Origin of the sequence: Paracoccus tegillarcae (assembly GCF_002847305.1) — a bacterium.
GTDB lineage: Bacteria > Pseudomonadota > Alphaproteobacteria > Rhodobacterales > Rhodobacteraceae > Paracoccus > Paracoccus tegillarcae.
The window spans coordinates 2,764,171-2,786,168 of sequence record NZ_CP025408.1 but is presented as its reverse complement, the minus strand read 5'-3'; the positions used below and the strand labels follow the sequence as shown (position 1 = coordinate 2,786,168).

Here is a 21,998-nt window from a genome sequence, read left to right as displayed (position 1 = left end):
CGGCGACAAGGCCCCCCGGCCTGCTGCACGGGATCGTCAGGATCTGCGATCAGCCGTCAAATCCGGTCAGCCGTCCTGCCAGAGCCTCGATCCCGGCTGCATCGACATTGGCAAAGGCGATGCGAAAATGGGTCGCGCCCTGCTGATCACCCTCGGGCATGAACATGGTGCCTGGCAAAGCCAGCACGCCGGCCTCGCGCACCAGTCTTGGCGCCAGATCTGCCGATGACCCGGCATAGGGGTGCCTCAGCCAGGCAAAATAGGCGCCGCAGCTGCGCAACTGCCAGCCCGGCATTTGCGACAGAGCGCGCGTGGCAGCGGCCCGGCGCGACAGGATCTCAAGCCGCTCGCCCGCCAGCCAGTCCTGCAGGTTGCGCATCCCCCACAGCGCCCCGATCTGGCCAAGCTGCGAGGTCGAAATCGCGACCGTATCCAGAAATTTCTCGGCCTCGGCCAGGCGATCTGGCCCGGTGATCATCGCCCCCACACGGTGCCCCGTCAGGCGATAGGCCTTGGAAAAGGAATAAAGCTGGATCAGCGTCTCATCGGCACCGGCGCGCCCCGCCACGTCATGCGGCGCGCCGTCGCGCGCGTCGAAATCGCGATAGGTTTCGTCCAGCACCAACGCGATCCCATGGACGCGGCACAGGTCATAGAACTGCGCCACCAGATCTGCCGGATATTCAGCGCCGGTCGGGTTATTGGGCGTAACCAGCACGATGGCGCGGGTGCGCGGCCCGATAAGTCGCGCGGCCGCCTGCGCATCGGGCAGCATCGCATCGTCGCAATTCAGGGGACGCGTGACGATGCCCATCATGTCCAGCCACATCTTGTGATTGAAATACCACGGCACTGGCAGGATCACCTCATCCCCTGCCCCCGCAAGCATGGTCATGGCGGCGCAGAATGCCTGATTGCAGCCCTGCGTGATCGCCACCTGTCCGGCCTGAAACGGCGTTCCGTAGCCGGCAGAAAACTCTTCGGCCACGGCCTGTCTGAGTTCGGGATTGCCCAGGACCGGACCATAAAGATGCGCCTCGGGGCGGTTGAGTGCGGCCTCGGCAATGGCCTGGCGCAGCCCCTCGGGGGGCGGCTCGACCGGGGCGGCCTGGCTGACATTGATCAGCGGGCGGTCGGCTGGAAAATCGACGCCGTTCAACCAGCGCCGCGCCTCCATCACCGGCGGGCTGAAGGTTGCGGCAAGTGCCGGGTTCATCGGTGCTGTCATGTCAGTTCCGCTCTAATGCGCGCAGATCGGTCAGATCGGGCGGCGTCGAAAGATCAAGCGACGGGGCGGGCGGCAGCGTCGGCGCCGGCGTTCCCGCCCCCGTGGCAGCGGCAGGCTGATCGTCGGGCTCGGGCTGGGGCGCCGGATCGGGCTCGGGCGCAACAACAGGTTCAGGCGGGGCGTCGTCTTCTGGCTCACCGACCGTGGCATCTGATCGGGTTGCCGCGGGCAGCGAAACGGGCGCAGGCATCTGCGGCGCGGCATCTGGCGCAGCGCCGCCACTCAGCCCCGCCGGACCCTCGGGCTGCGCGGGCGCTTGTGGTGCCTGCATTCTCGCGGCCTGCGGCGTCTCAGGCGTATCGGGCGCGGCCAGGGCGTCACGCGGGACCGCGCCCGCCACCGGATCGCGCATCTCAACCGGCTCTGCCGCGGCCACCGGCGCAGGCTCTGCAGCAGGTGCTACAACCGCGGGTGCCTCGCTGAGGCCAGCCCCGGCCTGCGGGCCTTGCGGGATAGCGGGCACCGGTGGCGCCATATCAATGCCGCGCCCGAATTCCGACCCGACGGGCAGATCAACCGCCGCGGCGCGCGGAACGGTGTCGGTCTCGGCGTCAGGCGTTTCAGGCATTGGCGACGTTTCCGCATCGGGCGCAGGCGCGGACGTATCGGCCACGTCTTCCGGCGACACCACCGGATCGGGGGCAATCGCCGGTTCCTGCGCCACAGGCAGAGACTGATCTGCGGAAACACTTTGCTCGGAATCACCGCTCGTCGGGACATCGGGGGCTGCAACCGACGCCGGCTGCTCGGGCTGCGGCAAGGGCAGCGCCAATGACAGCGCAGCAAGCGCGGCGGCGCTTAGCAGCCCGCCATGGATCAGCCCCGTTCCGAATCCCTTTGCCATCCGCCTCGTTTCCCTGCTGGCCGGGCTTGACCCCCCGGCACGCTTTGGCCCATCTATAGCGGGTCCGAAATCCGGGGGAAACCGCCCCCGCGCCAAGCGACGAGGACCGCCGATGGCCACGCCCCGAATCCTGCTGATCGATAACTACGACAGCTTTACCTGGAACCTCGTACATTATCTGGGCGAGGCCGGGGCCGATGTGTCGGTTCACCGCAATGACGCGTTGACCGTCGAACAGGCACTGGACCTGCACCCTGACGGCATCGTGATCTCACCGGGCCCCTGCGATCCGGCGCAAGCGGGGATCTGCGTGCCGCTGATCCGGGCCGCCGCCGAGGCAGGCCTGCCGGTCTTTGGCGTCTGCCTGGGCCATCAGGCGATCGGAGAGGCGTTCGGCGGCAAGGTCGTCCGCGCCGTGCGCGTGATGCATGGCAAGGTGGACGAGGTCACCCATGACGGCAGCGGCGTCTTTGCCGACCTGCCCTCGCCGCTCAAGGCCACGCGCTATCATTCGTTGACGGTCGAACCGGAAACGCTGCCCAACAGCCTGCGCGTGACGGCGCGCAGCGACGATGGCACCATCATGGGCCTGATCCACGAGGCGCTGCCGATTGAGGGTGTTCAATTCCACCCCGAATCAATTGCGTCCGAACACGGCCATGCGTTGATCCGCAACTTTCTGTCCCGCTGCACCCCACGCGCCGAGGCCGCATGATCACTGACGATATCCGCCCGCTGATCGGCCTTGCCGCCTCCCGTCCGCTGACCGGCCCCGAGGCAGAGGCAGCGTTTTCCGCCCTGTTCGACGGCGCCGCCACGCCTGCGCAAATCGGCGGCTTGCTGATGGCGCTGCGTGTTCGCGGTGAAACCGTAGACGAAATCGCCGCTGCCGCGCGGGCAATGCGTGCGCGGATGCACCGGATCATGGCCCCGGTCGGTGCCATGGATATCGTCGGCACCGGCGGCGACGGCAAAGGCACACTGAACATATCGACCGCCACGGCCTTTGTCGTGGCTGGGGCCGGCGTGCCGGTGGCCAAGCATGGCAATCGCAACCTGTCATCCAAATCCGGTGCGGCAGACGCGCTGACCAAGATGGGCATAAATGTCATGGGCGGCCCGAAAATCGCCCAGAAGGCACTGAACAGCGCCGGCATCTGTTTCATGATGGCGCCGATGCACCACCCCGCGATGCGCCATGTCGGTCCGCCCCGCGCCGAGTTGGGCACGCGCACGATCTTCAACCTGCTGGGACCGCTGACCAATCCGGGTTCGGTTCGGCGCCAGTTGACCGGCGCATTTTCAAAGGACTGGATCAGGCCCATGGCCGAGGTGCTGCGGGATCTGGGCAGCGATGCGGCATGGCTGGTGCATGGCAGCGATGGCACCGATGAAATCAGCATTGTCGGCGAAACCTGGGTCTCGGCGCTGAAGAATGGCCAGATCACCGAAATGGTGGTCACGCCAGAAGATGCCGGCCTGCCGCGCCATCCGTTCGACGCCATCATCGGCGGCGAACCCGCCCAGAATGCCGCCGCCTTCCGCGCGCTGCTGGACGGCGAGGCCGGCGCCTATCGCGATGCGGTTCTGCTGAACTCTGCAGCCGCGCTGGTCATCGCCGAGCGCGCCTCTGACCTGACCGAGGGCGCAGAGATCGCCCGCGAATCCATCGACAGCGGCGCGGCCAAGGCCCGGTTGACGGCACTGTCCGATGTGACCGGCCCGCCCGAGGCATGATCCCGCCCAAGGCATGGGCGGATTTGCCCTTCTTTCAGCACGATTGGCCCGCGATCCGAGACAGGCTGACGACCGAGCCAGACTGGCTGCCGGGCCGCGACCGCCTTTTCGCGGCGCTCGAGGCCACCACGCCGCAGCAGACCTCTGTCGTTATCCTGGGCCAGGACCCCTATCCGACCCCCGGCCATGCCAACGGGCTGGCATTCTCGGTCGCGCCCGACATCGCGCTGCCGCGTTCGCTGAGGAATATCTTTGCTGAACTGCACAGCGATCTGGGACGCGCGCCCTATACCGGCGACCTGACACCCTGGGCGCAGCAAGGCGTGCTGCTGCTGAACACGGCGCTGTCGGTTCTGCCGGGCAAGGCCGGTGCCCATGCGAAATGGGGCTGGGGCAAGCTCGCCCGTCAGGCGGTCGCGGCGGCGCAGTCCCACGGCCCGGTCGCCTTTGTGCTGTGGGGCGCACATGCGCAAAAGGCGGTGGCGGGGCTGCCGCGCGAACAGGATCTGTGCATCAGCACCGCGCATCCCTCGCCGCTATCGGCGCGCCGTGGCTTCTTTGGCAGCCGCCCCTTCAGCCGGGTCAATGACTGGCTGACGGCGCAAGGGCGCCCGCCGATTGACTGGACCGGATGACGCATCCGCGCCGTCGACCAAACCGGGCGGCAATCCCCCTTCCCCTGCGGCAAAGCCAAGGCTAGAACCAACACATGCATATTCTCGACAAGATCAAGGCCTATAAGCTGGAAGAGATCGCCGCCGCCAAGGCAGCGCGTCCGCTGGCCGAAGTGGAAAACGCCGCCCGTTCAGCCACACCGACGCGCGGTTTTGCCGCTGCTTTGACCAACAAGGCCGCAAAGCGCCCGGCACTGATCGCCGAAATCAAGAAGGCCAGCCCCTCCAAAGGGCTGATCCGCGCCGATTTCGACCCGGCCACGCTGGCGCGCGCCTATCAGGCGGGTGGCGCCGCCTGCCTGTCGGTCCTGACCGATACGCCCAGTTTCCAGGGCGCACCCGAATACCTGACCGCGGCGCGCGATGCCTGCAATCTGCCGGCACTGCGCAAGGATTTCCTCTATGATCCCTATCAGGTGGCCGAAGCCCGCGCCTGGGGTGCCGATTGCATCCTGATCATCATGGCCTCTGTCGATGACACGCTGGCAGCCGAGTTGGAAGACGCGGCCCGTCACTGGAAAATGGACGCGCTGATCGAGGTACATGACGCCGCCGAACTGGACCGGGCGCTGCGGCTCAGATCCTCGTTGATTGGGATAAATAACAGAAATCTCAAGACGTTCGAACTGTCTCTTGATGTATCAAGAGAACTCGCGCCGCGCATCCCGGATGATCGTGATATCGTTTGCGAAAGCGGGCTGTTCACCCACGCAGATGTGGCCCAGATGATGAAGATCGGCATCCGCCGCTTTCTGATCGGCGAAAGCCTGATGCGTCAGGACGATGTCACCGCGGCCACGCGCAATATCCTGCAGGTCTTCGCATGAGCCTGACACATTTCGATGCCGCCGGTCAGGCGCATATGGTCGACGTCTCGGAAAAACCCGTCACCGCGCGCGAAGCCGTGGCCGAAGGCCGCGTCATCATGACCGCCGAAACGCTGGCGCTGGCCATTGGCGGCGCCAAAAAGGGCGACGTCATGGGCGTCGCGCGACTGGCCGGCATCATGGGCGCGAAACGCACATCCGATTTGATCCCCCTGTGCCACCCTCTGCCCATCACCAAGGTGGCGCTGGAACTGACCCCCGATGCAGAACTGCCGGGCGTTCAGGTAACCGCGACCGTGCGCACGACCGGGCAAACCGGCGTCGAGATGGAGGCGCTGACCGCCGTATCCGTCGCCTGCCTGACCATCTATGACATGCTCAAGGCCGCCGAAAAGGGCATGCGCATCGAAGGCATTCGTCTTGTCACGAAAACCGGCGGAAAATCAGGCAACTACGAGGCAGATTGATGATTACCGTCCAAGAGGCGCGCGACCTCGTTCTGGCCCTCGCACCAGCACCGCAAGGCGAAGATATCGGCATCGCCAACGCAGCCGGCCGCGCCTTGCTTGGCCCGGTCCGCGCGCGCCTGACGCAGCCCCCGTTCGATGCGGCCGCGATGGACGGATATGCCCTTCGCGCCGAGGATATTGACCAGACGCTGCAAGTCATTGGCGAGGCAGCCGCCGGCCACCCATGGTCCGGCGAGGCCGCACCCGGCACGGCCATCCGCATTTTCACCGGTGCCAGCGTCCCGGCCGGCTATGATCGTGTGGTCATGCAGGAAAACACGCAGCGGGACGGCGACACCCTGACCGTCACCGACGCTTCAGGTCCTTCACATATCCGACTGCGCGGAAACGATTTCTCTCAAGGCGACAGCTTTGACCCGCAACGCCTGCTGACGGCGTCCGATATCGGCCTGCTGGCGGCCATGAACATCCCCGAAATCACCGTCGCGCGACGCCCCCGCGTCGCAATCTTGGCGACCGGCGACGAATTGCTGCGCCCCGGCCAGGAGCCGCAGCCGGGCCAGATCATCTGCTCAAACGACATCGCCATCGCGGCACTTGCCCGCGATGTCGGTGCCCAGGTTGATCTGCTGCCAATCGCACGCGACACCGAAGCCAGCCTGCGCGACAGCTTTGCCGCCGCGGCCGACGCCGATCTGGTCGTCACCATTGGTGGCGCCTCTGTCGGCGATCACGATCTGGTCGGTCAGGTTGCCTCGGAACTGGGAATGCAGCGCGCGTTCTATAAAATCGCCATGCGCCCCGGCAAACCGTTGATGGCCGGAAAGATCGGCAAATCCGCGATGCTTGGATTGCCCGGAAATCCCGTCTCATCAATTGTTTGCGCACTGATATTCGTGCAACCTCTCATCTTGCGCATGCAGGGACTGGCTGCAAATATCCCGCTGCGGCGCGCTCGTCTGATCCGCGATCTGCGCCCCGAGGGGCCACGCGAACATTACCTGCGCGCAAAGCTTGGCGAGGGCGACGACCTTCCCACGATCGACAGCTTTGACGATCAGGACTCGGCGCGGCTCTTGCTGATGTCGCAGGCGGATGCCCTGATGATCCGTCCTGCGAAAGACGGCCCCCGCAAGGCCGGAGAGATCGTCGATTACATCGCCCTGCAAAACGGAAGTTAACAGTTTGTTCACGTGCGGCGGTGCAGATTGTTGACGTGATTCGTCAAACGGTGTAGAACATTCATCGAACACCGCCGCAATTCGGCCCGCGTGGAGATCAGAGCAGATGTTGACAAAAAAGCAGATCGAACTGCTGGATTTCATTCAAAAACGCATGGCGCGGGACGGCGTGCCGCCCTCGTTCGATGAGATGAAGGACGCGCTGGACCTGCGCTCCAAATCCGGGATTCACCGGCTGGTCACAGCGCTTGAGGAACGCGGCTTTATCCGGCGTTTGCCGCACCGCGCTCGCGCTCTGGAAATCATCCGCCTGCCCGACAGCATGGGCGGCGCAGCAGCGATCCCCGGCGCAATGCGCGCAGACAGCGACACGGGCTTTTCGCCACGGGTGATCAGCAATGATCGCCCCAAGCAACCTCGCGGTGCCATGTCGGTGACAGGCAGCGCGGCGGTCGAACTGCCCTTGATGGGCCGGATCGCAGCCGGTGTGCCGATCGAGGCAATTTCAGAGGTGTCACACCACATCGCCGTGCCGGGCAGCATGCTGTCAGGGCGCGAAAGTCACTATGCGCTGGAGGTCAAAGGCGATTCCATGATCGAGGCCGGGATCAACGACGGCGATGTGGTCGTGATCCGCGAACAGGACAGCGCCGAGAACGGTGACATTATCGTGGCGCTTGTCGAAGGTCATGAAGCCACGCTGAAGCGCTATCGCCGCCGCGGCGCGATGATCGCGCTTGAGGCGGCAAACCCCGCCTATGAGACGCGCATCCTGCCAGAGGAATCCGTGCGTGTGCAGGGGCGTCTGGTGGGGCTGATCCGCAGCTATTGATGCGGTATGGATGGCCGCTTTGCGGGACCATGCCGAACAGTCGGATATCCTGACATCGCGAAAGCGCGGCTGCGATTTTAGCCGCGCACCCGGCCACGCCCCACCTAGCTGTTAATCCGGGCTGCGCAGCGGCGTCGGTCTGATTAGGCCAGCGTCAGGAAATCAGGACCGGCGCGGCCCAGCAATTCATTGGCCAGATCCACCCCCATCGAGACGCCATCGGCCACACTGCCCTCGCGCTCGCCTGCCACAGCCTCGCTGCCATCGGGACGCAGGATCTCACCGCGCAGGCGCAGCCGGTCGCCTTGCACCTCGGCCAGACCGGCGATGGGCGTCTCGCACGACCCGTCCAGCCGCGCCAGAAAGGCACGTTCGGCGCGCACGCGCTGCTGCGTCTCGACATCATTGATCCGCCGCAACAGCGCATCGGCCCGCGCATCGCCTTCGCGCCATTCAATCCCGATGGCGCCCTGCGCAACAGCGGGCAACATTTCGGACGGATCGATGGCGCGGCGCGCGATATGCAGCATATCCAGCCGCTCCAGCCCCGCCATGGCCAGGAACGTGGCGACGGCCACACCCTCGTCCAGTTTGCGCAGGCGCGTCTGCACATTGCCGCGAAATTCGACCAGTTTCAGGTCAGGCCGGCGATGTGCCAGCTGTGCCCGGCGCCGCAAGCTGGACGATCCCACAACCGCGCCCTGCGGCAGGTCTGCGATCGACTGGTAATGCAGGCTGACAAACGCATCGCGCACATCCGCACGGGGCAGAAAACAGTCCAGCACCAACCCCTCCGGCTGCATCGTCGGCATGTCTTTCGAGGAATGCACAGCGATATCGATATCGCCGCGTTGCATCGCATCCTCTATTTCCTTGGTGAACAGCCCCTTGCCACCGATTTCTTTCAGCGGCCGGTCGGTCACCCGATCGCCGGTGGTCTTGATCGCCACGATCTCGAAGGCATCGACCGGCAGATCATGGGCAGCCATCAGCCGCGCACGGGTCTCTTGCGCCTGCGCAAGCGCCAGGACAGAGCCACGCGTTCCAATGCGCAACGGACGTTCGGAGGAGGGTATATCGTTCATGCGGCAGGGCTTAGTCGCTGCGGCGCTGCTTGACAATGCCCCGCCCGGCCCGTGAATGGGGCGCGAACAGGAGGCCTGATGACAAAATTGCTGCTGCGCGCCCTTGCGGGCGAGACCCTGCCGACCCCGCCGATCTGGATGATGCGACAGGCGGGTCGATACCTGCCCGAATATCGCGCCACACGGGCAAAAGCCGGTGACTTTCTGTCGCTGTGCTACAACCCCGAACTCGCCGCCGAGGTGACGCTGCAACCGATCCGCCGTTTCGGCTTTGACGCGGCGATCCTGTTTGCCGATATCCTGCTGGTACCACAGGCGCTTGGGGCCGACCTCTGGTTCGTGACAGGCGAAGGTCCGCGCCTGTCGACGATCACCGATGCCGCCGGTGTGGACGCGCTGAAACCGGCTGAGACGGTGCACGAAACGCTGGCCCCGATCTATGAAACCGTGCGCATCCTGTCGCGTGAACTGCCGCGCGACACCACGCTGATCGGCTTTGCGGGTGCGCCATGGACGGTGGCGACTTACATGGTTGCGGGCCGTGGCACGCCCGATCAGGGCCCCGCCCACGCCTTCAAGGACGCTGATCGCGCCGCATTTACCGCACTGATCCAGCGGATCACCGAGGCCACAATCCTCTATCTGTCCGCGCAGATCGATGCCGGGGCCGAGGTGGTCAAGCTGTTCGACAGTTGGGCAGGCAGCCTCAAGGGACAGGATTTCGACGATTTCGCGCTGGCGCCCACGGCGCAGATCATCGCGGCGCTGAAAGAGCGCCATCCGGAAGTGCCGATCATCGCCTTCCCGCGTCAGGCGGGTGAACGCTATATCGAATTTGCCAAGGCAACCGGCGCCGATGCGGTGGCGCTGGACAATTCTGTCGATGCAGACTGGGCGGCAGCGCATGTTCAGCCGGGTGGCTGCGTGCAGGGCAATCTGGACCCGCGTCATATGGTCACGGGCGGCGACGATCTGGTGAGAGAGGCGCAGCACATCACCCGCACCTTCGCCAAGGGGCCGCATATCTTCAATCTGGGCCATGGGATCACGCCAGACGCCGATCCCGATAACGTCGCACGCATGATCGACGCCGTTCGCAGCGTCTGAATGCTGTGGGTTGCCACAACGCTGATCGCGGCAGTCGCGCAGACCGGGCGCAACGCGGCACAGGCGGGGCTGACCGGGCGTATCGGCACGGCCGGGGCGACAGCGGTGCGGTTCATCTTTGGCCTGCCCTTCGCGCTGATCGCGCTGGCGGTGGCGGCGGCGGTGACAACCCTGCCCATGCCGGACGGCACTGTTCTGCGATGGGCCGTAACCGGCGCGATCGCGCAAATGCTGGCCACGGGTTTTTTGTTGCTGGCGATGCAGGGGCGCGGCTTTGGCGTCGCGACCGCGCTGAGCAAGACCGAGCCGGTGACGCTGGCGCTGATCGGTGCGCTTCTGCTGGCCGAACCGCTTGGCTGGTCGCGCATCGCGGCGATCACGATTGCTGTGGCGGGGGTATTGCTGGTCTCGGGGGCGGATTGGTCGCGTCTGGGGCGGCGCAGCGTGTTTCAGGGCGTCGCGGCGGGTGCGCTGTTCGGGCTGGCGGCCATCGGCTTTCGCGGCGCGATTCTGGCCCTGCCCGAGGGCGGGTTCTTCCTCCGCGCGCTGACCGCATTGGCATTGTCATTGGCAATCCAGACCGTTCTGGCGCTGATCTGGCTGATCCTGTTCGACCGCGCCGCTTTGGGCGGCATCCTGCGGGAATGGCGCGTTTCGCTGGCCGCAGGCGCGCTTGGCGCGCTGGCATCTTTGTTCTGGTTCTCGGGTTTCGCGCTGACCTCGGCGGCGAATGTGCGCACGCTGGCCCTGATCGAGGTGCCGCTCGCGCAGGTGATTTCAGGCCGCGTGTTTCGCCAAAGCGTCTCGGCGCGCCAATGGGCCGGCATGGGGCTGATCGTCCTCGGCGTCGCCTGGCTGTTGCTGGCCGTTGTGGGCTAGTGAAACAGGACGGGCAGCATCGACACGACCAGCAGCACCGCCATGCTGCGATTGAACCAGACAAGCCGGCTGCCCCGCGCCAACCAACGCCGCAACCCCTGCCCCATCGCCGTCCAGGTTGCGGCTGACGGAATGCCGATCGCGGCAAACAGCACGACGACCCACAGACTGCCACCAAGGCCCGCAGCATAAACAGACAGCGCGCCGAGCCCCATCGCCCAGGCCTTGGGGTTGACCCATTGAAAGGCCGCCGCCTGCAGAAAGGTGAACGGGCGCGCCTCGACTTCAGCCGCCTTGTCGCGCGGCGCGCCAGCATGCGCGATCCGCCAGGCGAGATAGATCATATAGGCAAAGCTGGCGATCTGCATCGCCGGCACCAGCGCAGGAAAGGCCGCAAACAGCCGGTCGATGCCCAGCCCCATCAGCGCGACCATCGCCGGAAATCCAAGCGCCACCCCGAACAGATGCGGCAATGACCGTCGAATTCCGAAATTCGCCCCCGATGCCATCAGCATCATGTTGTTGGGACCCGGCGTGAACAGGGTCACGGCGGCGAACCCGGAAAAGGCCAACAGCAGCTCGGTTTGCATCGACTCACCCCATGAATGTCAGGCGCAATAAATACGATGGAATCTTCACAATTTTATTGCTGATTTACTCAGTGATGCCGGATACTCACAATCAATGAGTGAAACAGAGCAGATTTCCGATCAAATATTGCGCGTCCTGGGTCAGGATGGCCGCATCTCTAATCTGGAACTGGCAGCCAAGGTCGGGCTGTCGCCTTCAGCCTGCCTGCGCCGGGTCCAGGAGATGGAGCGGCGCGGCATCATCGCCGGCTATCGCGCCATCATCAGCGCCGAGGCACGTGACATCGGCTTTACCGCATATGTGACGGTCGGCCTCGCGCGGCATACGAACGCCGCCCAACAGGCGTTCGAACGGATCTGTCGGGCGGCACCGCAGGTGCGTGAATGCCATAACATCACCGGCACCGTGGAATATCTGCTGCGCGTCGAATGCCGCGATCTGGCCGCCTACAAGCAGTTTCACAGCGACGTGCTGGGCGATTTCGCGGATATCGCGCGCATCACCACCCATGTTGTCATGGGCAGCCCAAAGGATGACCGCGCCTGAGCGCCGGCTAGACCCATTTCGCCAGAGGCGGCAGGCTCATCAGCACGGCATCGGCATTGTGACCCGTCTCCAGCCCGAACTTGGTGCCCCGATCATAGACCAGATTGTATTCGGCATAGAGGCCGCGATGGATCAGTTGGGCATCCTTGTCGGCATCGCCCCAGTCCCGCGCCATGCGCAGTTCGGCAAGCGGCAGAAAGGCGGGCAAAAACGCCTCGCCCACAGCCTTGGTAAAGGCGAAGTCGGCAGACCAGTCGCCGGTATTCAGATCATCGAAAAAGACCCCGCCCACGCCACGCGCGCGTCCACGGTGGGGGATAAAGAAATACTCATCCGCCCAGGCCTTGAATCGATCATAGTAGTCCGCGCCATGGGCGTCGCAGGCACGGCGCAGTGTGTCGTGGAAATGGGCGGTGTCCTCGGCATATTCGATGCAGGGGTTCAGATCCGCGCCGCCCCCGAACCACCAGGCGCCGGGGGTCCAGAACATACGGGTATTCATATGGACCGCCGGGGCGTGCGGGTTCTGCATATGGGCGACCAGGCTGATGCCGCTGGCCCAAAAGCGCGGATCGGCGTCCATCCCCGGCACGCCGCGCGCGGCCATCGCCGCCTGTGCACCGGGCGACAGGGTGCCGTGCACCTCGGACCAGTTGACGCCGACCTTCTCAAAGACACGCCCGCCGCGCATGACCGACATGATCCCGCCGCCGCCATCCTCTGCGCGTTCCGTTGGCGTGACCTCGAACCTGCCCGGCGCTGCGCCATCGGGGCCCTTGTCTTCCAGTCCCTCGAACGCTGCGGTGATACGGTCACGCAGGTCGCGGAACCAGCTGGCGGCGATGTGGCGTTGTTCGTCCATGCGGCGGCCTCATTTGTTGATTTGCCGGAATGCACAGTTTCCGGCTAGCATCCGGGCAAACACCTAAAGGCCAGTCTCATGACCCGCAATATCGCAATGACCGCCATCGCCCTGCCGCTACTATTGGCCGCATGCGGTACCCCGCAGGAACGCTGCATTCGCAAGCACACGGCCGAATATCGCAATGTCAGCAACCTGTTATCCGAGGTCGAGGGCAATCTGGCCCGCGGCTATGCCTGGGAAGAACGGACCGTTTCACGCACCGTCTGGGGCACCTGTCGCCGCATCGAGCGCGGCGATGATGATGAACCGCGCATGGTCTCGACGCCCTGTTGGCGCGACGTGACGGATACGGAACGCTTCCGGGTGGCAATCGACCCGGCCGCCGAAAGCCGCAAGCGTGACAACCTTTCTGCGCGCAAATCTGAACTGACAGCCGAAGCCGAGGCCTATGTGCGCGCCTGCCGGACCGCCTTTCCCGAAGAGGACAGCACCGTTACAGCCGCACCTGCACCCAGTCAGTAGCGGCGTTCAAAGCATTCTCGATGTCACCGGGTCGGGCAGGCTGCGCCCACCATCGACGGTCAGGATCTGTCCGGTGACAAAGCTGGCGCCGCTGCCGGCAAGATACAGCACGGTATCTGCCAGTTCGTCTGCGGCGGCGATGCGCCCCATGGGCGTCCCGGCGATAACCCGGTCGCGCAGTTCGGTTTCCTCTCGCAGCGCCTGCTTCAACTCGTGCGACATGACGCTGCTGAAGGAAACGCCGTTCACCCGGATCCGGTGCGGCGCCAGCGTCAGTGCCAGCCCGCGCGTCGCCTGCTCCAGCGCCGCGCAGGCGATGGAATAGCCCAACAGATCCGGGATCGGCCGGCTGCCGGCCAGCGTCGAGACGTTGACGATGGAACCGATCTCGTCCTCGTCAGGCGTCGCCTCGCCCTGCTTGATCATCCGGCGCGCGACGATCTGCGACATGCGCAGCGCGGACATCATGTTCTGGCGCATCATCTCGTCCAGCGTATCGACATCGGTATCCAGCGGGTCCGATGCGCGCACCAGCCGATGCGCGTTGACCAGCATGTCCACCCGGTCAAAGGCGTCCAGCGTCGCCGACAGCAGGTTCGCCATCGCCAGTTTTTCGCTCATGTCGCCGGCAAAGGCGCGCACGGGACCGTCGCTGTCCAGATTGGCACCCAGTTCGGCCTCCAGCAATGCCTCGTCGCTATCGGCGAACATGACATTGGCGCCGCGCTCAACGAAATTGCGGGCGACGGCCCGGCCAATGCCACGCCCTGCCCCGGTCACGATGGCGGTCTTACCCTGTAGCGAAAGGCTCATCCCTTGCCCCCTTTGCTGCCACGACCCTTGCTTTGTTGCGCGCCGGTCGCCTCGATGATCTTGAAGCGTGCATCGCCGCCGATTTCTTCGACGCGCGAGAAATGGCGCGTCAGGGCGGTCTCATAGGGCAAATGCCTGTTGGCCACCATCCACAGCCTGCCCGCCCCCGTCAACAGCCGCGCGGCGGTTGCGATAAAGGCGGTGCCCAACCCCGGATCGGCGGCGCGCCCAATGTGAAAGGGCGGGTTCATCACCACGCCATTGACCGGCTCTGGCAGAGCGAAATCGCGGGCATCGGCCCAATGAAAACTGGCGCGCGGATCGGTGACGTTCTGCCGCGCGCAGCCCAGGGCCGCATGATCGGCCTCGACCAGATGCAGCTGCGAGACGCCGTCGCGCGCCAGCACCTGCGCGGCCAGCCAGCCCCAGCCAGCACCCAGATCGACCATCCGCGTGGGCAGGCGTTTCGGCAAGTGGCGGACCAGCAGGGCAGACCCCGGATCTACACCATCGGCTGAAAACACGCCCGGCACGGTGACGAAACCGCCATCAACGGTGTGCGGCTGCGCGGCCCATTCATCCGGCAGCCAATCCCCCTCGGGCCGGTCGATGCGAAAGATGCGGCCATGCGCCTTGCTGTGCTGTTCAACAATCTCAGCCCGTTTGCGCAGGTCTTTCAGCAGCGAATCCACGCCGTCTGTCTTTTGCCCGTCGATCCACAGCGCGCCACCGGGGCGCAGGCGCCGCGATGCCGCGTGGATCAGCGCATGCGCCTCGGCCTTGGCGCGCGGCAGACAGACCAGCGCAATATCGAAAACCTGCCCCTCGGGCGGCTCGGTCACGACCGTCCAGCCCTGCGCGGTCAGCGCCTGGTGGTCGGCAAACTGCCCCTGCACCAGCAGGCTGCGCGCCGGGTCAAAGCAGCCCAGCCCGGCTTGGCCACCGGCCCCCAGGATAAGCACATCGCCATCGGGCGGTTGATCGCCGAAGGCCAGATCAAGACGTGGATCGATCAATTTCTATTCTTTTTCCATGGTGCATTGCAGCGGATGCTGCTGTCGCCGTGCAAGTTCCATGACCTGCGCGACCTTGGTCTCGGCGATCTCATGCGAAAAGACCCCGACGACGGCAATTCCCTTGCGGTGCACGGTCAGCATAATCTCGATCGCCTGCGCATGGGTCATGTTGAACAGGCGTTCCAGCACATGCACGACAAATTCCATCGGCGTGAAATCATCGTTCAGCAACAGGACCTTGTACAGTGGCGGCCGCTGCGTCTTGGCGCGCGGCTTGACTGCAATATCGGTCTGATCCTTGTGGTCCGGTGGCTCGGACATCCAATGCGTCATCAAGGCCTCTAAGTCTGGCGCAATGTCGCGCGGCGCTGGTGGTTGAGTGCCACAATATAGGCGTAATCGTCGCCGAAGAAAGCCCCCCGCCTGCCCTTCGCCCGGCGCCAACCCATCCGGTTGGATTTTTTTTGTTCAAATGTCAGGTTCCCAGCACGATTCTTGCGTGCTATTGTCATAATATTAATGAAGAGCGTGCGAATAAAGATACGCTCCCGAGGCAGAAGAGATCTAGACAGTGACCCGCATCACACGATTCGCCCGTGCCTGGGCACTCATATCATTGGCGGTTCTGACACCGGCCATCGCAACTGCAGCACCCTTTGCCGCCTATGTGATGGACGCCCGAACGGGCAAGCCGGTCTATACACAGAACGCCGATACGAAACTTCACCCCGCATCATTGACGAAGATGATGACGCTTTATCTGGCCTTTGCCGCGATAGAGCGTGGTCAGGTTCGGTTGGATTCCAAATTTCCGATCTCGTCCAATGCAGCCGCCGAGCCCCCCTCGAAATTGGGGCTCAAGGCCGGGCAAAAGATCGAATTGCGCTATCTGATCCGCGCCGCTGCGATCAAATCCGCGAATGACGCGGCAACGGCAATCGGCGAAGGTCTGACCGGCTCGGAAGAGGCGTTTGCCGCGCAGATGACCGCGACCGCGCGCGCGCTTGGCATGCGGAACACCAATTTCCGCAACGCGAACGGTCTGACGCAGCAGGGTCACTATTCGACGGCTCATGACATGAGCATCCTTGGTCGCCGGCTGTTCTATGATTTCCCGCAATATTATTCGCTGTTCTCGCGCCGTTCCGCCGATGCCGGGATTGCCAAGGTTTCGTCGACCAACAAACGTTTTTTGGATGCGTATCAAGGCGCTGACGGCATCAAGACCGGCTACACCCGTGCCGCAGGGTTCAACCTGACGGCCTCGGCGCAGCGCGGCAAGAAACGCATCGTCGCAACTGTCTTTGGTGGCACCTCGACCGCACAGCGCAATCAGGTGATGGCGCAGCTGCTGGATGCCGGCTTTGGCAAGGTCCCCGCAAACGCACGTGAAGTGCGCCCGGAGACGCCGCAACTGCTGGCGCAAAAGGTCGTTCGCAAGGCCCAGGTCGAGCCGAAACCTGCCGCGACCCAGCCACGGACGCTGACCCTGGCCAGTTCCAACCCGCCACAGCGCACACGGCGCGTCGTCAAGGTCGCGCCGACCCCTGCGCCGGTTGTGGCATCCGTCGCACCGGGACAGATCGTCAATGCGCTGCGCGAGGCCACGCCGGCGCCCTCGGCGACCAAACTGGCCCTGTCCAGCAGCATCCGGCCCCGGCTACGCCCCGCGGCCCGCAGCGAAGCCGTCGATCAGGCCGTTCGCATGGCCGTGGCCGAGGATGAAAAGGCGCCAGCCGCGCAATCCGCCAGTCTGGCCGCGCCGGTTCTGGCAGCATCCAACCGCCCGGTTCCGTCACCACGCGCCCGCAGTCAGGCCGAAACGCCTGTACAGACCGCAGCCGCCGAACCTGCGGCTGCAGCGGCACCGGCATCGGCCCCAAGCGGCGATCTGACGCTGGTAGCATCCGAGGCACCAAAGCGCCGGACCGAAACCGTTATCCTGGCTGCGATGGGCGAGGGTGATATTTCTGACCCGGCAGCCGCCGAGATTGTCTCGCGCGCGGCGGCAGGCCCGTCCAACTGGGGTGTAAACCTCGGGCGCTATCGCTCGCAGGCAGAGGCTGACCGGCTGTTGCTGCAGGTGGCATTGCAGGGTGGCCCGGCAGTCGAAGGCGGTCGGCGTCACGTCGCCAATACGATCCGCGGCTTCGAGGCGAATTTCCTTGGCCTGACCAAAGCATCGGCGCAACTGGTTTGCGACCGCGCGACGGCCCGGCAGGAAACCTGCAGCCTGATTTCGCCTTGACCAGACAGGCGACAGCCGAAAACATTTGAAATGACAGTGGGCGTGGTCGGAACCGACCGCGCCCCTGTCTTTTCCGCAGGTTGCGTCACCCGCCGCGTATACCCCCTTCACGACGCAATAAGGCCGACATAACCTGACGGCACATCCATCGGAGCTTGCACATGCTGACCATTCACGGCGTCACCCGTTCGCGCGCCTCGCGCATCATCTGGCTCTGCCACGAGATCGGTCTGCCCTTTCGCCAGATCCCCGTGATCCAGGCCTATCGCCTGCCTGACGCTTCTGCCGACAATGCGCCGCTGAACACACGCTCGCCCCAGTTTCTCAAGCTGTCTCCGGCCGGCGCGATCCCGGTCATCGAGGATGAGGGGCTGGTCCTGTCCGAATCGATGGCCTGCACGCTGTATCTCGCGCGCAAGCACGGCCAGCCCTTCGGCCCTGCCGATCCACGCGAAGACGCGCTGATGTCGCAATGGAGCTTTTATGCCTGCTCAGCGATCGAGATCGACGCCCTGACGATCCTGTTCCTGCACAGCACAGGCGATGCCGAGACCAGCAGTGGCAAGGCCGCGATAGAGGCCGCCTGCGACCGCCTCGCCCGCCCCATGCAGGTGGTCGAGGACCATCTTGCTGCAAACGGAAACATGGTCGGCAGGCGCTTTACCGTGGCCGATATCAACATGGCCGAGGTCATCCGCTATGCGCAGGGCCACAAGCAACTGACAGGCCGCTTTCCTGCCATTCGCGACTGGCTCGACGACTGCCAGTCCCGCCCGGCATTCCGCAAGATGTGGGAGGCGCGGCTGACCGAGGCCGAATGATCGCATCAACGGGGCGCGCAACTGCCACCGCAAGGGATTGCGTCGCTGAGGGTGGCAGATACAAACGCTTGCCCCTGCCGCCCCGGTCGTGAGATAATTCCCCCCAGCACAACAAGAATAATGAGCAGTCCGATGGCCGACGACCTTCTTTCCGCCGCCGATGCGAGCGTCAACAGCTACTCTGCCGCCTCGATCGAGGTACTGGAGGGGCTGGAACCTGTGCGCAAACGCCCCGGCATGTATATCGGCGGCACCGACGAACGCGCGCTGCACCATCTGGTCGCAGAGGTTCTGGACAACTCGATGGACGAGGCCGTCGCCGGCCACGCCACCCGGATCGAGATCGAACTGGCCGCCGATTTCAGTGTCACCATCCGTGACAACGGTCGCGGCATCCCGATTGATCCCCACCCCAAGTTTCCCGGCAAGTCGGCGCTGGAGGTGATTCTGTGCACCCTGCATGCGGGCGGCAAGTTTTCGGGCGATGCCTATCAGACCTCGGGCGGTCTGCACGGCGTTGGCGCATCGGTCGTGAACGCGCTGTCCGACAGCATGGTGGTGCAGGTTGCGCGAAACAAGGAACTGTTCGAGCAGCGGTTTTCGCGCGGCATCCCGCTGGGGCCGGTCGAAAAGATCGGCGCGGCGCCCAATCGCCGGGGCACGACCGTCACCTTCCACGCGGACGAAGACATCTTTGGCCATCATCGGTTCAAACCGGCGCGGCTGATCAAGATGGTGAAATCCAAGGCGTACCTGTTCAGCGGCGTCGAAATCCGCTGGAAATCGGAAATCGATGACGGGGAAACGCCGGCTGAGGCGGTGTTTCACTTTCCCGGCGGTCTGGCGGATTACCTGGCCGAAACCCTGTCTGGCGCGACCGCCTATTCCGAACGCCCCTTTGCCGGCAGTGTCGATTTCAAGGAAAAGTTCAACACGCCGGGCAAAGTCGACTGGGCGATCAACTGGACGCCGTCGCGCGACGGCTTCATCCAGTCCTATTGCAACACCGTGCCCACGCCCGAGGGCGGCACGCATGAGGCGGGCTTCTGGTCTGCGATTCTCAAGGGCATTCGCGCCTATGGCGAGCGCGTCAGCAACAAGAAGGCCGCGCAGATTACCCGCGATGACCTGCTGACGGGCGGCTGTGCGCTGGTGTCCTGCTTTATCCGGGAACCGGAATTCGTGGGCCAGACCAAGGACCGGCTTGCCACCAGCGAGGCCGCCCGACTGGTCGAGAATGCCGTGCGCGATCATTTCGACAACTGGCTGGCGGCGGACACGAAATCCGCCGGCGCGATCCTTGATTTCCTTGTCCTGCGGGCCGAGGAACGCCTGCGCCGCCGGCAGGAAAAGGAAACGGCGCGCAAGACCGCCACCAAGAAACTGCGCCTGCCCGGCAAGCTGGTCGATTGCAGCGCGACCAACCGCGAAGGCACCGAACTGTTCATCGTCGAGGGCGACAGCGCCGGCGGCAGTGCCAAGATGGCGCGCGACCGGGTCAAACAGGCGCTGCTGCCCCTGCGCGGCAAGATCCTGAACGTGCTGGGCGCGGCCAGTTCCAAGATGGGCCAGAACGCCGAAATCAACGATCTGTGTCAGGCGCTTGGCGTCGGCATGGGCAGTCGCTTCAACGTCGATGATCTGCGTTATGACAAGGTCATCATCATGACCGACGCCGACGTGGACGGCGCCCATATCGCGGCGCTGCTGATGACGTTCTTCTTTACCCAGATGCGCCCGATGATCGACAAGGGCCATCTCTATCTGGCCTGCCCGCCGCTATACCGGCTGACCCAGGGGCCGCATCGCATCTATGTCGCAGATGACGCCGAGAAAGAGCGGCTGATGGAAAAGGGTCTGGGCGGCAAGGGAAAAATCGACGTGCAACGGTTCAAGGGTCTGGGCGAAATGGACGCCAAGGACCTGAAAGACACGACCATGAACCCCAAGACACGCCGTCTGATCCGCGTGTCCATCGACGATGACGAGGGCGGCGAAACCGGCGATCTGGTCGAACGGCTGATGGGCAAGAAGCCGGAACTGCGCTTTGAGTATATTCAGGAAAACGCCCGGTTTGTCGAAGAGCTGGATGTCTGATCACGCCGGCGATATGCGTCCCTTGCGACTGACCGAGGATCACGTGCGTCGTGCCTCGCGCTTTGTCGATGCGCCGCGCCATAATCCGGCCTGGCAGATGCTTGAGGACGCCGATCTCGACCGGCTGGCCGAGGCGCTGATCCGCGATCAACCGCGCCCCATTCCAATCTTTGCCTATGGCTCGTTGATCTGGAATCCGGGCTTTGCTGTGGGCGCGTGCCACCGCGCCACCGCACTTGGCTGGCATCGTCAGTTCAACATTCCGCTGGATCATTTCCGCGGGTCCCCCGAACAGCCAGGTCTGATGCTTGCGCTGGCGTCGGGCGGGACATGCGAAGGGCTTGTCTAGGAAATCGAGCCGGGGACCGAGCACGTGTCGATGCGCGCCATTCTAAAGCGCGAACTGGTCGTGCATGAGCTGGCCCGCAACGCCCGCTGGATCGAGGTCGAAACCGCTCACGGCCGCAGTCAGGCCCTGACCTTCTATGCCGATCCGGTGGATATCGACCTGATAGACCTGCCGATGCAGGATCAGGCGCGGCGTCTGGCCCATGCCAATGGCGCGGCAGGATCGGGCTGCGAATATCTGCTGCGCACGGCGCAAGGGCTGGAACAGGCGGGCATTTTCGATCCGTATATCTGGGATCTGCAGGATTTGGTGGCGGCAGAGATTGATGGATGGGCTCCGTCAAGCAGTAAGACGGCCAAGTGAAATAAAAAAGTCCTATCCCTGTAGCAGTGTCTGCATCTGAGCTTCAGAAACCAGTAACGGACGACCGCTTCAAAATAAAAAAACCTCGCACCCTTCCGCCGTTCGAGATCGCGCGCAACATCTCTTAACCCATCCCGAACCGCACGCGCGCAGCCTGTGTACAGGTAGTGTACGCCCTGTGTACGCGCGGTGTACGGAAGTCACAGCCAAAAACCCAGCATTTGCTGGCATTTCCGCGTCAACCTCCGGGCGGTGTTGCGCAACAGCGTGCGCTGTGGTTGCACCGCAAAGGGTTAACCAGCCGCACCCAGATGGATGACCCGATCCATCCGTCCCGCCAACTCATGGTTATGGGTCGCGATCAGCGCGCTTAGCCCCGTCTCGCGCACCAGATCCATCAACACGCCAAACACCTTGTCCGAGGTTTCGGGATCAAGGTTGCCCGTCGGCTCATCCGCCAATAGCAGAGCCGGCGCATTGGCCAGCGCGCGGCAGAACGCCACCCACTGTTGTTCGCCGCCCGACAATTCGGCGGGCCTGTGATCCGCGCGATGCGACAGACCCACCCGGTCGAGCAATTCGCCCGCACGGGCAGCGGCCGCGCCCTGCGATTAAAGCATCGCGTTCTCGGACGACACACAAGCCCGCCAGCGACGCGTCCGCGACCAGACCCCATGCTTGCGGCAGACTTCAGCCCTGAGCATTTCGGCTTCCTGCTCTTTCGGCATCGCGATGATCTGCTCTTCCGTGAACCTCGATCGCTTCATTGTCCGTCTCACCGTTGGTACGGAAGCTACCTCAAACTGGAGGAAGATATGGGGCTCAGGTCACGCTCTGGGCCGC

Annotated in this window: 22 protein-coding genes and 3 pseudogenes; 15 read left to right on the top strand and 10 right to left on the bottom strand. The window is 64.3% G+C overall.

What is annotated here, in order from left to right; all coding sequences use genetic code 11:
- Positions 1-49: 49 nt before the first annotated feature.
- Positions 50-1,228, bottom strand: a complete 1,179-nt coding sequence (locus CUV01_RS13590; protein ID WP_101460944.1) for an aminotransferase — start codon at positions 1,226-1,228, stop codon at positions 50-52.
- 1 nt (position 1,229) lies between these two features.
- Positions 1,230-2,132 (bottom strand): hypothetical protein, encoded by a 903-nt coding sequence (locus CUV01_RS13585; RefSeq protein ID WP_101460943.1) that lies wholly within the window; start codon positions 2,130-2,132, stop codon positions 1,230-1,232.
- Positions 2,133-2,244: 112 nt separating this feature from the next.
- On the opposite strand from CUV01_RS13585, the gene CUV01_RS13580 reads away from it, so the two are divergent.
- The 7 genes from CUV01_RS13580 to lexA all read left to right on the top strand — a co-directional run bounded on the left by CUV01_RS13580 (position 2,245) and on the right by lexA (position 7,853).
- Positions 2,245-2,847, top strand: coding sequence for an anthranilate synthase component II (locus CUV01_RS13580; RefSeq protein WP_101460942.1), 603 nt, complete (start codon positions 2,245-2,247; stop codon positions 2,845-2,847).
- Positions 2,844-3,869: an anthranilate phosphoribosyltransferase gene (trpD, locus tag CUV01_RS13575; protein ID WP_422385841.1), complete on the top strand. Its 1,026-nt coding sequence runs from the start codon at positions 2,844-2,846 to the stop codon at positions 3,867-3,869. The genes CUV01_RS13580 and trpD overlap by 4 nt, the downstream gene beginning before the upstream one ends.
- Positions 3,866-4,504, top strand: a complete 639-nt coding sequence (locus CUV01_RS13570; RefSeq protein ID WP_101460941.1) for a uracil-DNA glycosylase — start codon at positions 3,866-3,868, stop codon at positions 4,502-4,504. Before trpD ends, CUV01_RS13570 begins: the two co-directional genes overlap by 4 nt.
- A 74-nt stretch (positions 4,505-4,578) precedes the next feature.
- Positions 4,579-5,370 (top strand): indole-3-glycerol phosphate synthase TrpC, encoded by a 792-nt coding sequence (gene trpC / locus CUV01_RS13565; protein WP_101460940.1) that lies wholly within the window; start codon positions 4,579-4,581, stop codon positions 5,368-5,370.
- Entirely contained in the window at positions 5,367-5,837 is a 471-nt protein-coding gene (moaC, locus tag CUV01_RS13560; RefSeq protein WP_101460939.1) for a cyclic pyranopterin monophosphate synthase MoaC, read from the top strand. The genes trpC and moaC overlap by 4 nt, the downstream gene beginning before the upstream one ends.
- Positions 5,837-7,021: a molybdopterin molybdotransferase MoeA gene (locus CUV01_RS13555; protein WP_101460938.1), complete on the top strand. Its 1,185-nt coding sequence runs from the start codon at positions 5,837-5,839 to the stop codon at positions 7,019-7,021. The genes moaC and CUV01_RS13555 overlap by 1 nt, the downstream gene beginning before the upstream one ends.
- Positions 7,022-7,127: 106 nt before the next feature.
- Positions 7,128-7,853, top strand: coding sequence for a transcriptional repressor LexA (gene lexA, locus CUV01_RS13550; protein WP_101460937.1), 726 nt, complete (start codon positions 7,128-7,130; stop codon positions 7,851-7,853).
- A gap of 143 nt (positions 7,854-7,996) precedes the next feature.
- Here lexA and hemC read toward each other — a convergent pair whose 3' ends face one another.
- Positions 7,997-8,938 carry a hydroxymethylbilane synthase gene (gene hemC, locus CUV01_RS13545; RefSeq protein WP_101460936.1) on the bottom strand — a complete coding sequence of 314 codons (942 nt, stop codon included), beginning with the start codon at positions 8,936-8,938 and terminating at the stop codon, positions 7,997-7,999.
- Positions 8,939-9,016: 78 nt separating this feature from the next.
- Between hemC and hemE the strand changes: the two genes are divergently transcribed.
- Positions 9,017-10,045, top strand: coding sequence for a uroporphyrinogen decarboxylase (gene hemE, locus CUV01_RS13540; RefSeq protein ID WP_422385840.1), 1,029 nt, complete (start codon positions 9,017-9,019; stop codon positions 10,043-10,045).
- A complete protein-coding gene (locus CUV01_RS13535) occupies positions 10,046-10,924 on the top strand; it encodes an EamA family transporter (RefSeq protein WP_101460935.1) in 879 nt (292 codons plus the stop codon). It begins immediately after the preceding gene.
- Here the strand turns inward: CUV01_RS13535 and CUV01_RS13530 are convergent.
- Positions 10,921-11,514, bottom strand: coding sequence for a LysE family translocator (locus tag CUV01_RS13530; RefSeq protein WP_101460934.1), 594 nt, complete (start codon positions 11,512-11,514; stop codon positions 10,921-10,923). The genes CUV01_RS13535 and CUV01_RS13530 overlap by 4 nt on opposite strands.
- A 94-nt stretch (positions 11,515-11,608) precedes the next feature.
- On the opposite strand from CUV01_RS13530, the gene CUV01_RS13525 reads away from it, so the two are divergent.
- Entirely contained in the window at positions 11,609-12,061 is a 453-nt protein-coding gene (locus CUV01_RS13525; RefSeq protein ID WP_101460933.1) for an Lrp/AsnC family transcriptional regulator, read from the top strand.
- 7 nt (positions 12,062-12,068) lie between these two features.
- Here CUV01_RS13525 and hemF read toward each other — a convergent pair whose 3' ends face one another.
- Positions 12,069-12,923, bottom strand: a complete 855-nt coding sequence (hemF, locus tag CUV01_RS13520; RefSeq protein ID WP_101460932.1) for an oxygen-dependent coproporphyrinogen oxidase — start codon at positions 12,921-12,923, stop codon at positions 12,069-12,071.
- Positions 12,924-13,001: 78 nt separating this feature from the next.
- On the opposite strand from hemF, the gene CUV01_RS13515 reads away from it, so the two are divergent.
- Positions 13,002-13,448: a hypothetical protein gene (locus CUV01_RS13515; protein ID WP_101460931.1), complete on the top strand. Its 447-nt coding sequence runs from the start codon at positions 13,002-13,004 to the stop codon at positions 13,446-13,448.
- 6 nt (positions 13,449-13,454) lie between these two features.
- Here the strand turns inward: CUV01_RS13515 and CUV01_RS13510 are convergent, their stop codons facing one another.
- The 3 genes from CUV01_RS13510 to clpS are packed head-to-tail and all read right to left on the bottom strand — an operon-like array spanning position 13,455 to position 15,598.
- Complete coding sequence (locus CUV01_RS13510) at positions 13,455-14,261, bottom strand: SDR family NAD(P)-dependent oxidoreductase (RefSeq protein WP_101460930.1); 807 nt, start codon at positions 14,259-14,261, stop codon at positions 13,455-13,457.
- Positions 14,258-15,277, bottom strand: a complete 1,020-nt coding sequence (locus tag CUV01_RS13505; RefSeq protein WP_101460929.1) for a class I SAM-dependent methyltransferase — start codon at positions 15,275-15,277, stop codon at positions 14,258-14,260. Before CUV01_RS13505 ends, CUV01_RS13510 begins: the two co-directional genes overlap by 4 nt.
- Positions 15,278-15,280: 3 nt before the next feature.
- On the bottom strand, positions 15,281-15,598 hold the full coding sequence (gene clpS / locus CUV01_RS13500) for an ATP-dependent Clp protease adapter ClpS (RefSeq protein ID WP_101462094.1): 318 nt from the start codon (positions 15,596-15,598) through the stop codon (positions 15,281-15,283).
- A 250-nt stretch (positions 15,599-15,848) separates the two neighbouring features.
- Here clpS and CUV01_RS13495 point away from each other — a divergent pair, with 250 nt between their 5' ends.
- The 4 genes and pseudogenes from CUV01_RS13495 (at position 15,849) to CUV01_RS20105 (ending at position 21,155) form a co-directional block, all read left to right on the top strand.
- Positions 15,849-17,525, top strand: a complete 1,677-nt coding sequence (locus tag CUV01_RS13495; protein WP_232962240.1) for a D-alanyl-D-alanine carboxypeptidase family protein — start codon at positions 15,849-15,851, stop codon at positions 17,523-17,525.
- A 161-nt stretch (positions 17,526-17,686) separates the two neighbouring features.
- Positions 17,687-18,346 carry a glutathione S-transferase family protein gene (locus tag CUV01_RS13490; RefSeq protein ID WP_101460928.1) on the top strand — a complete coding sequence of 220 codons (660 nt, stop codon included), beginning with the start codon at positions 17,687-17,689 and terminating at the stop codon, positions 18,344-18,346.
- Between the two features lie 132 nt (positions 18,347-18,478).
- Positions 18,479-20,443, top strand: a complete 1,965-nt coding sequence (gene parE / locus CUV01_RS13485) for a DNA topoisomerase IV subunit B (RefSeq protein ID WP_101460927.1) — start codon at positions 18,479-18,481, stop codon at positions 20,441-20,443.
- Positions 20,436-21,155: pseudogene (locus tag CUV01_RS20105) on the top strand (gamma-glutamylcyclotransferase). Before parE ends, CUV01_RS20105 begins: the two are co-directional and overlap by 8 nt.
- Before the next feature lie 293 nt (positions 21,156-21,448).
- Here the strand turns inward: CUV01_RS20105 and CUV01_RS13470 are convergent.
- Positions 21,449-21,763: pseudogene (locus CUV01_RS13470) on the bottom strand (ATP-binding cassette domain-containing protein); the annotation flags it as partial.
- Between the two features lie 33 nt (positions 21,764-21,796).
- Positions 21,797-21,922: pseudogene (locus CUV01_RS19930) on the bottom strand (transposase); the annotation flags it as partial.
- Positions 21,923-21,998: the final 76 nt, after the last annotated feature.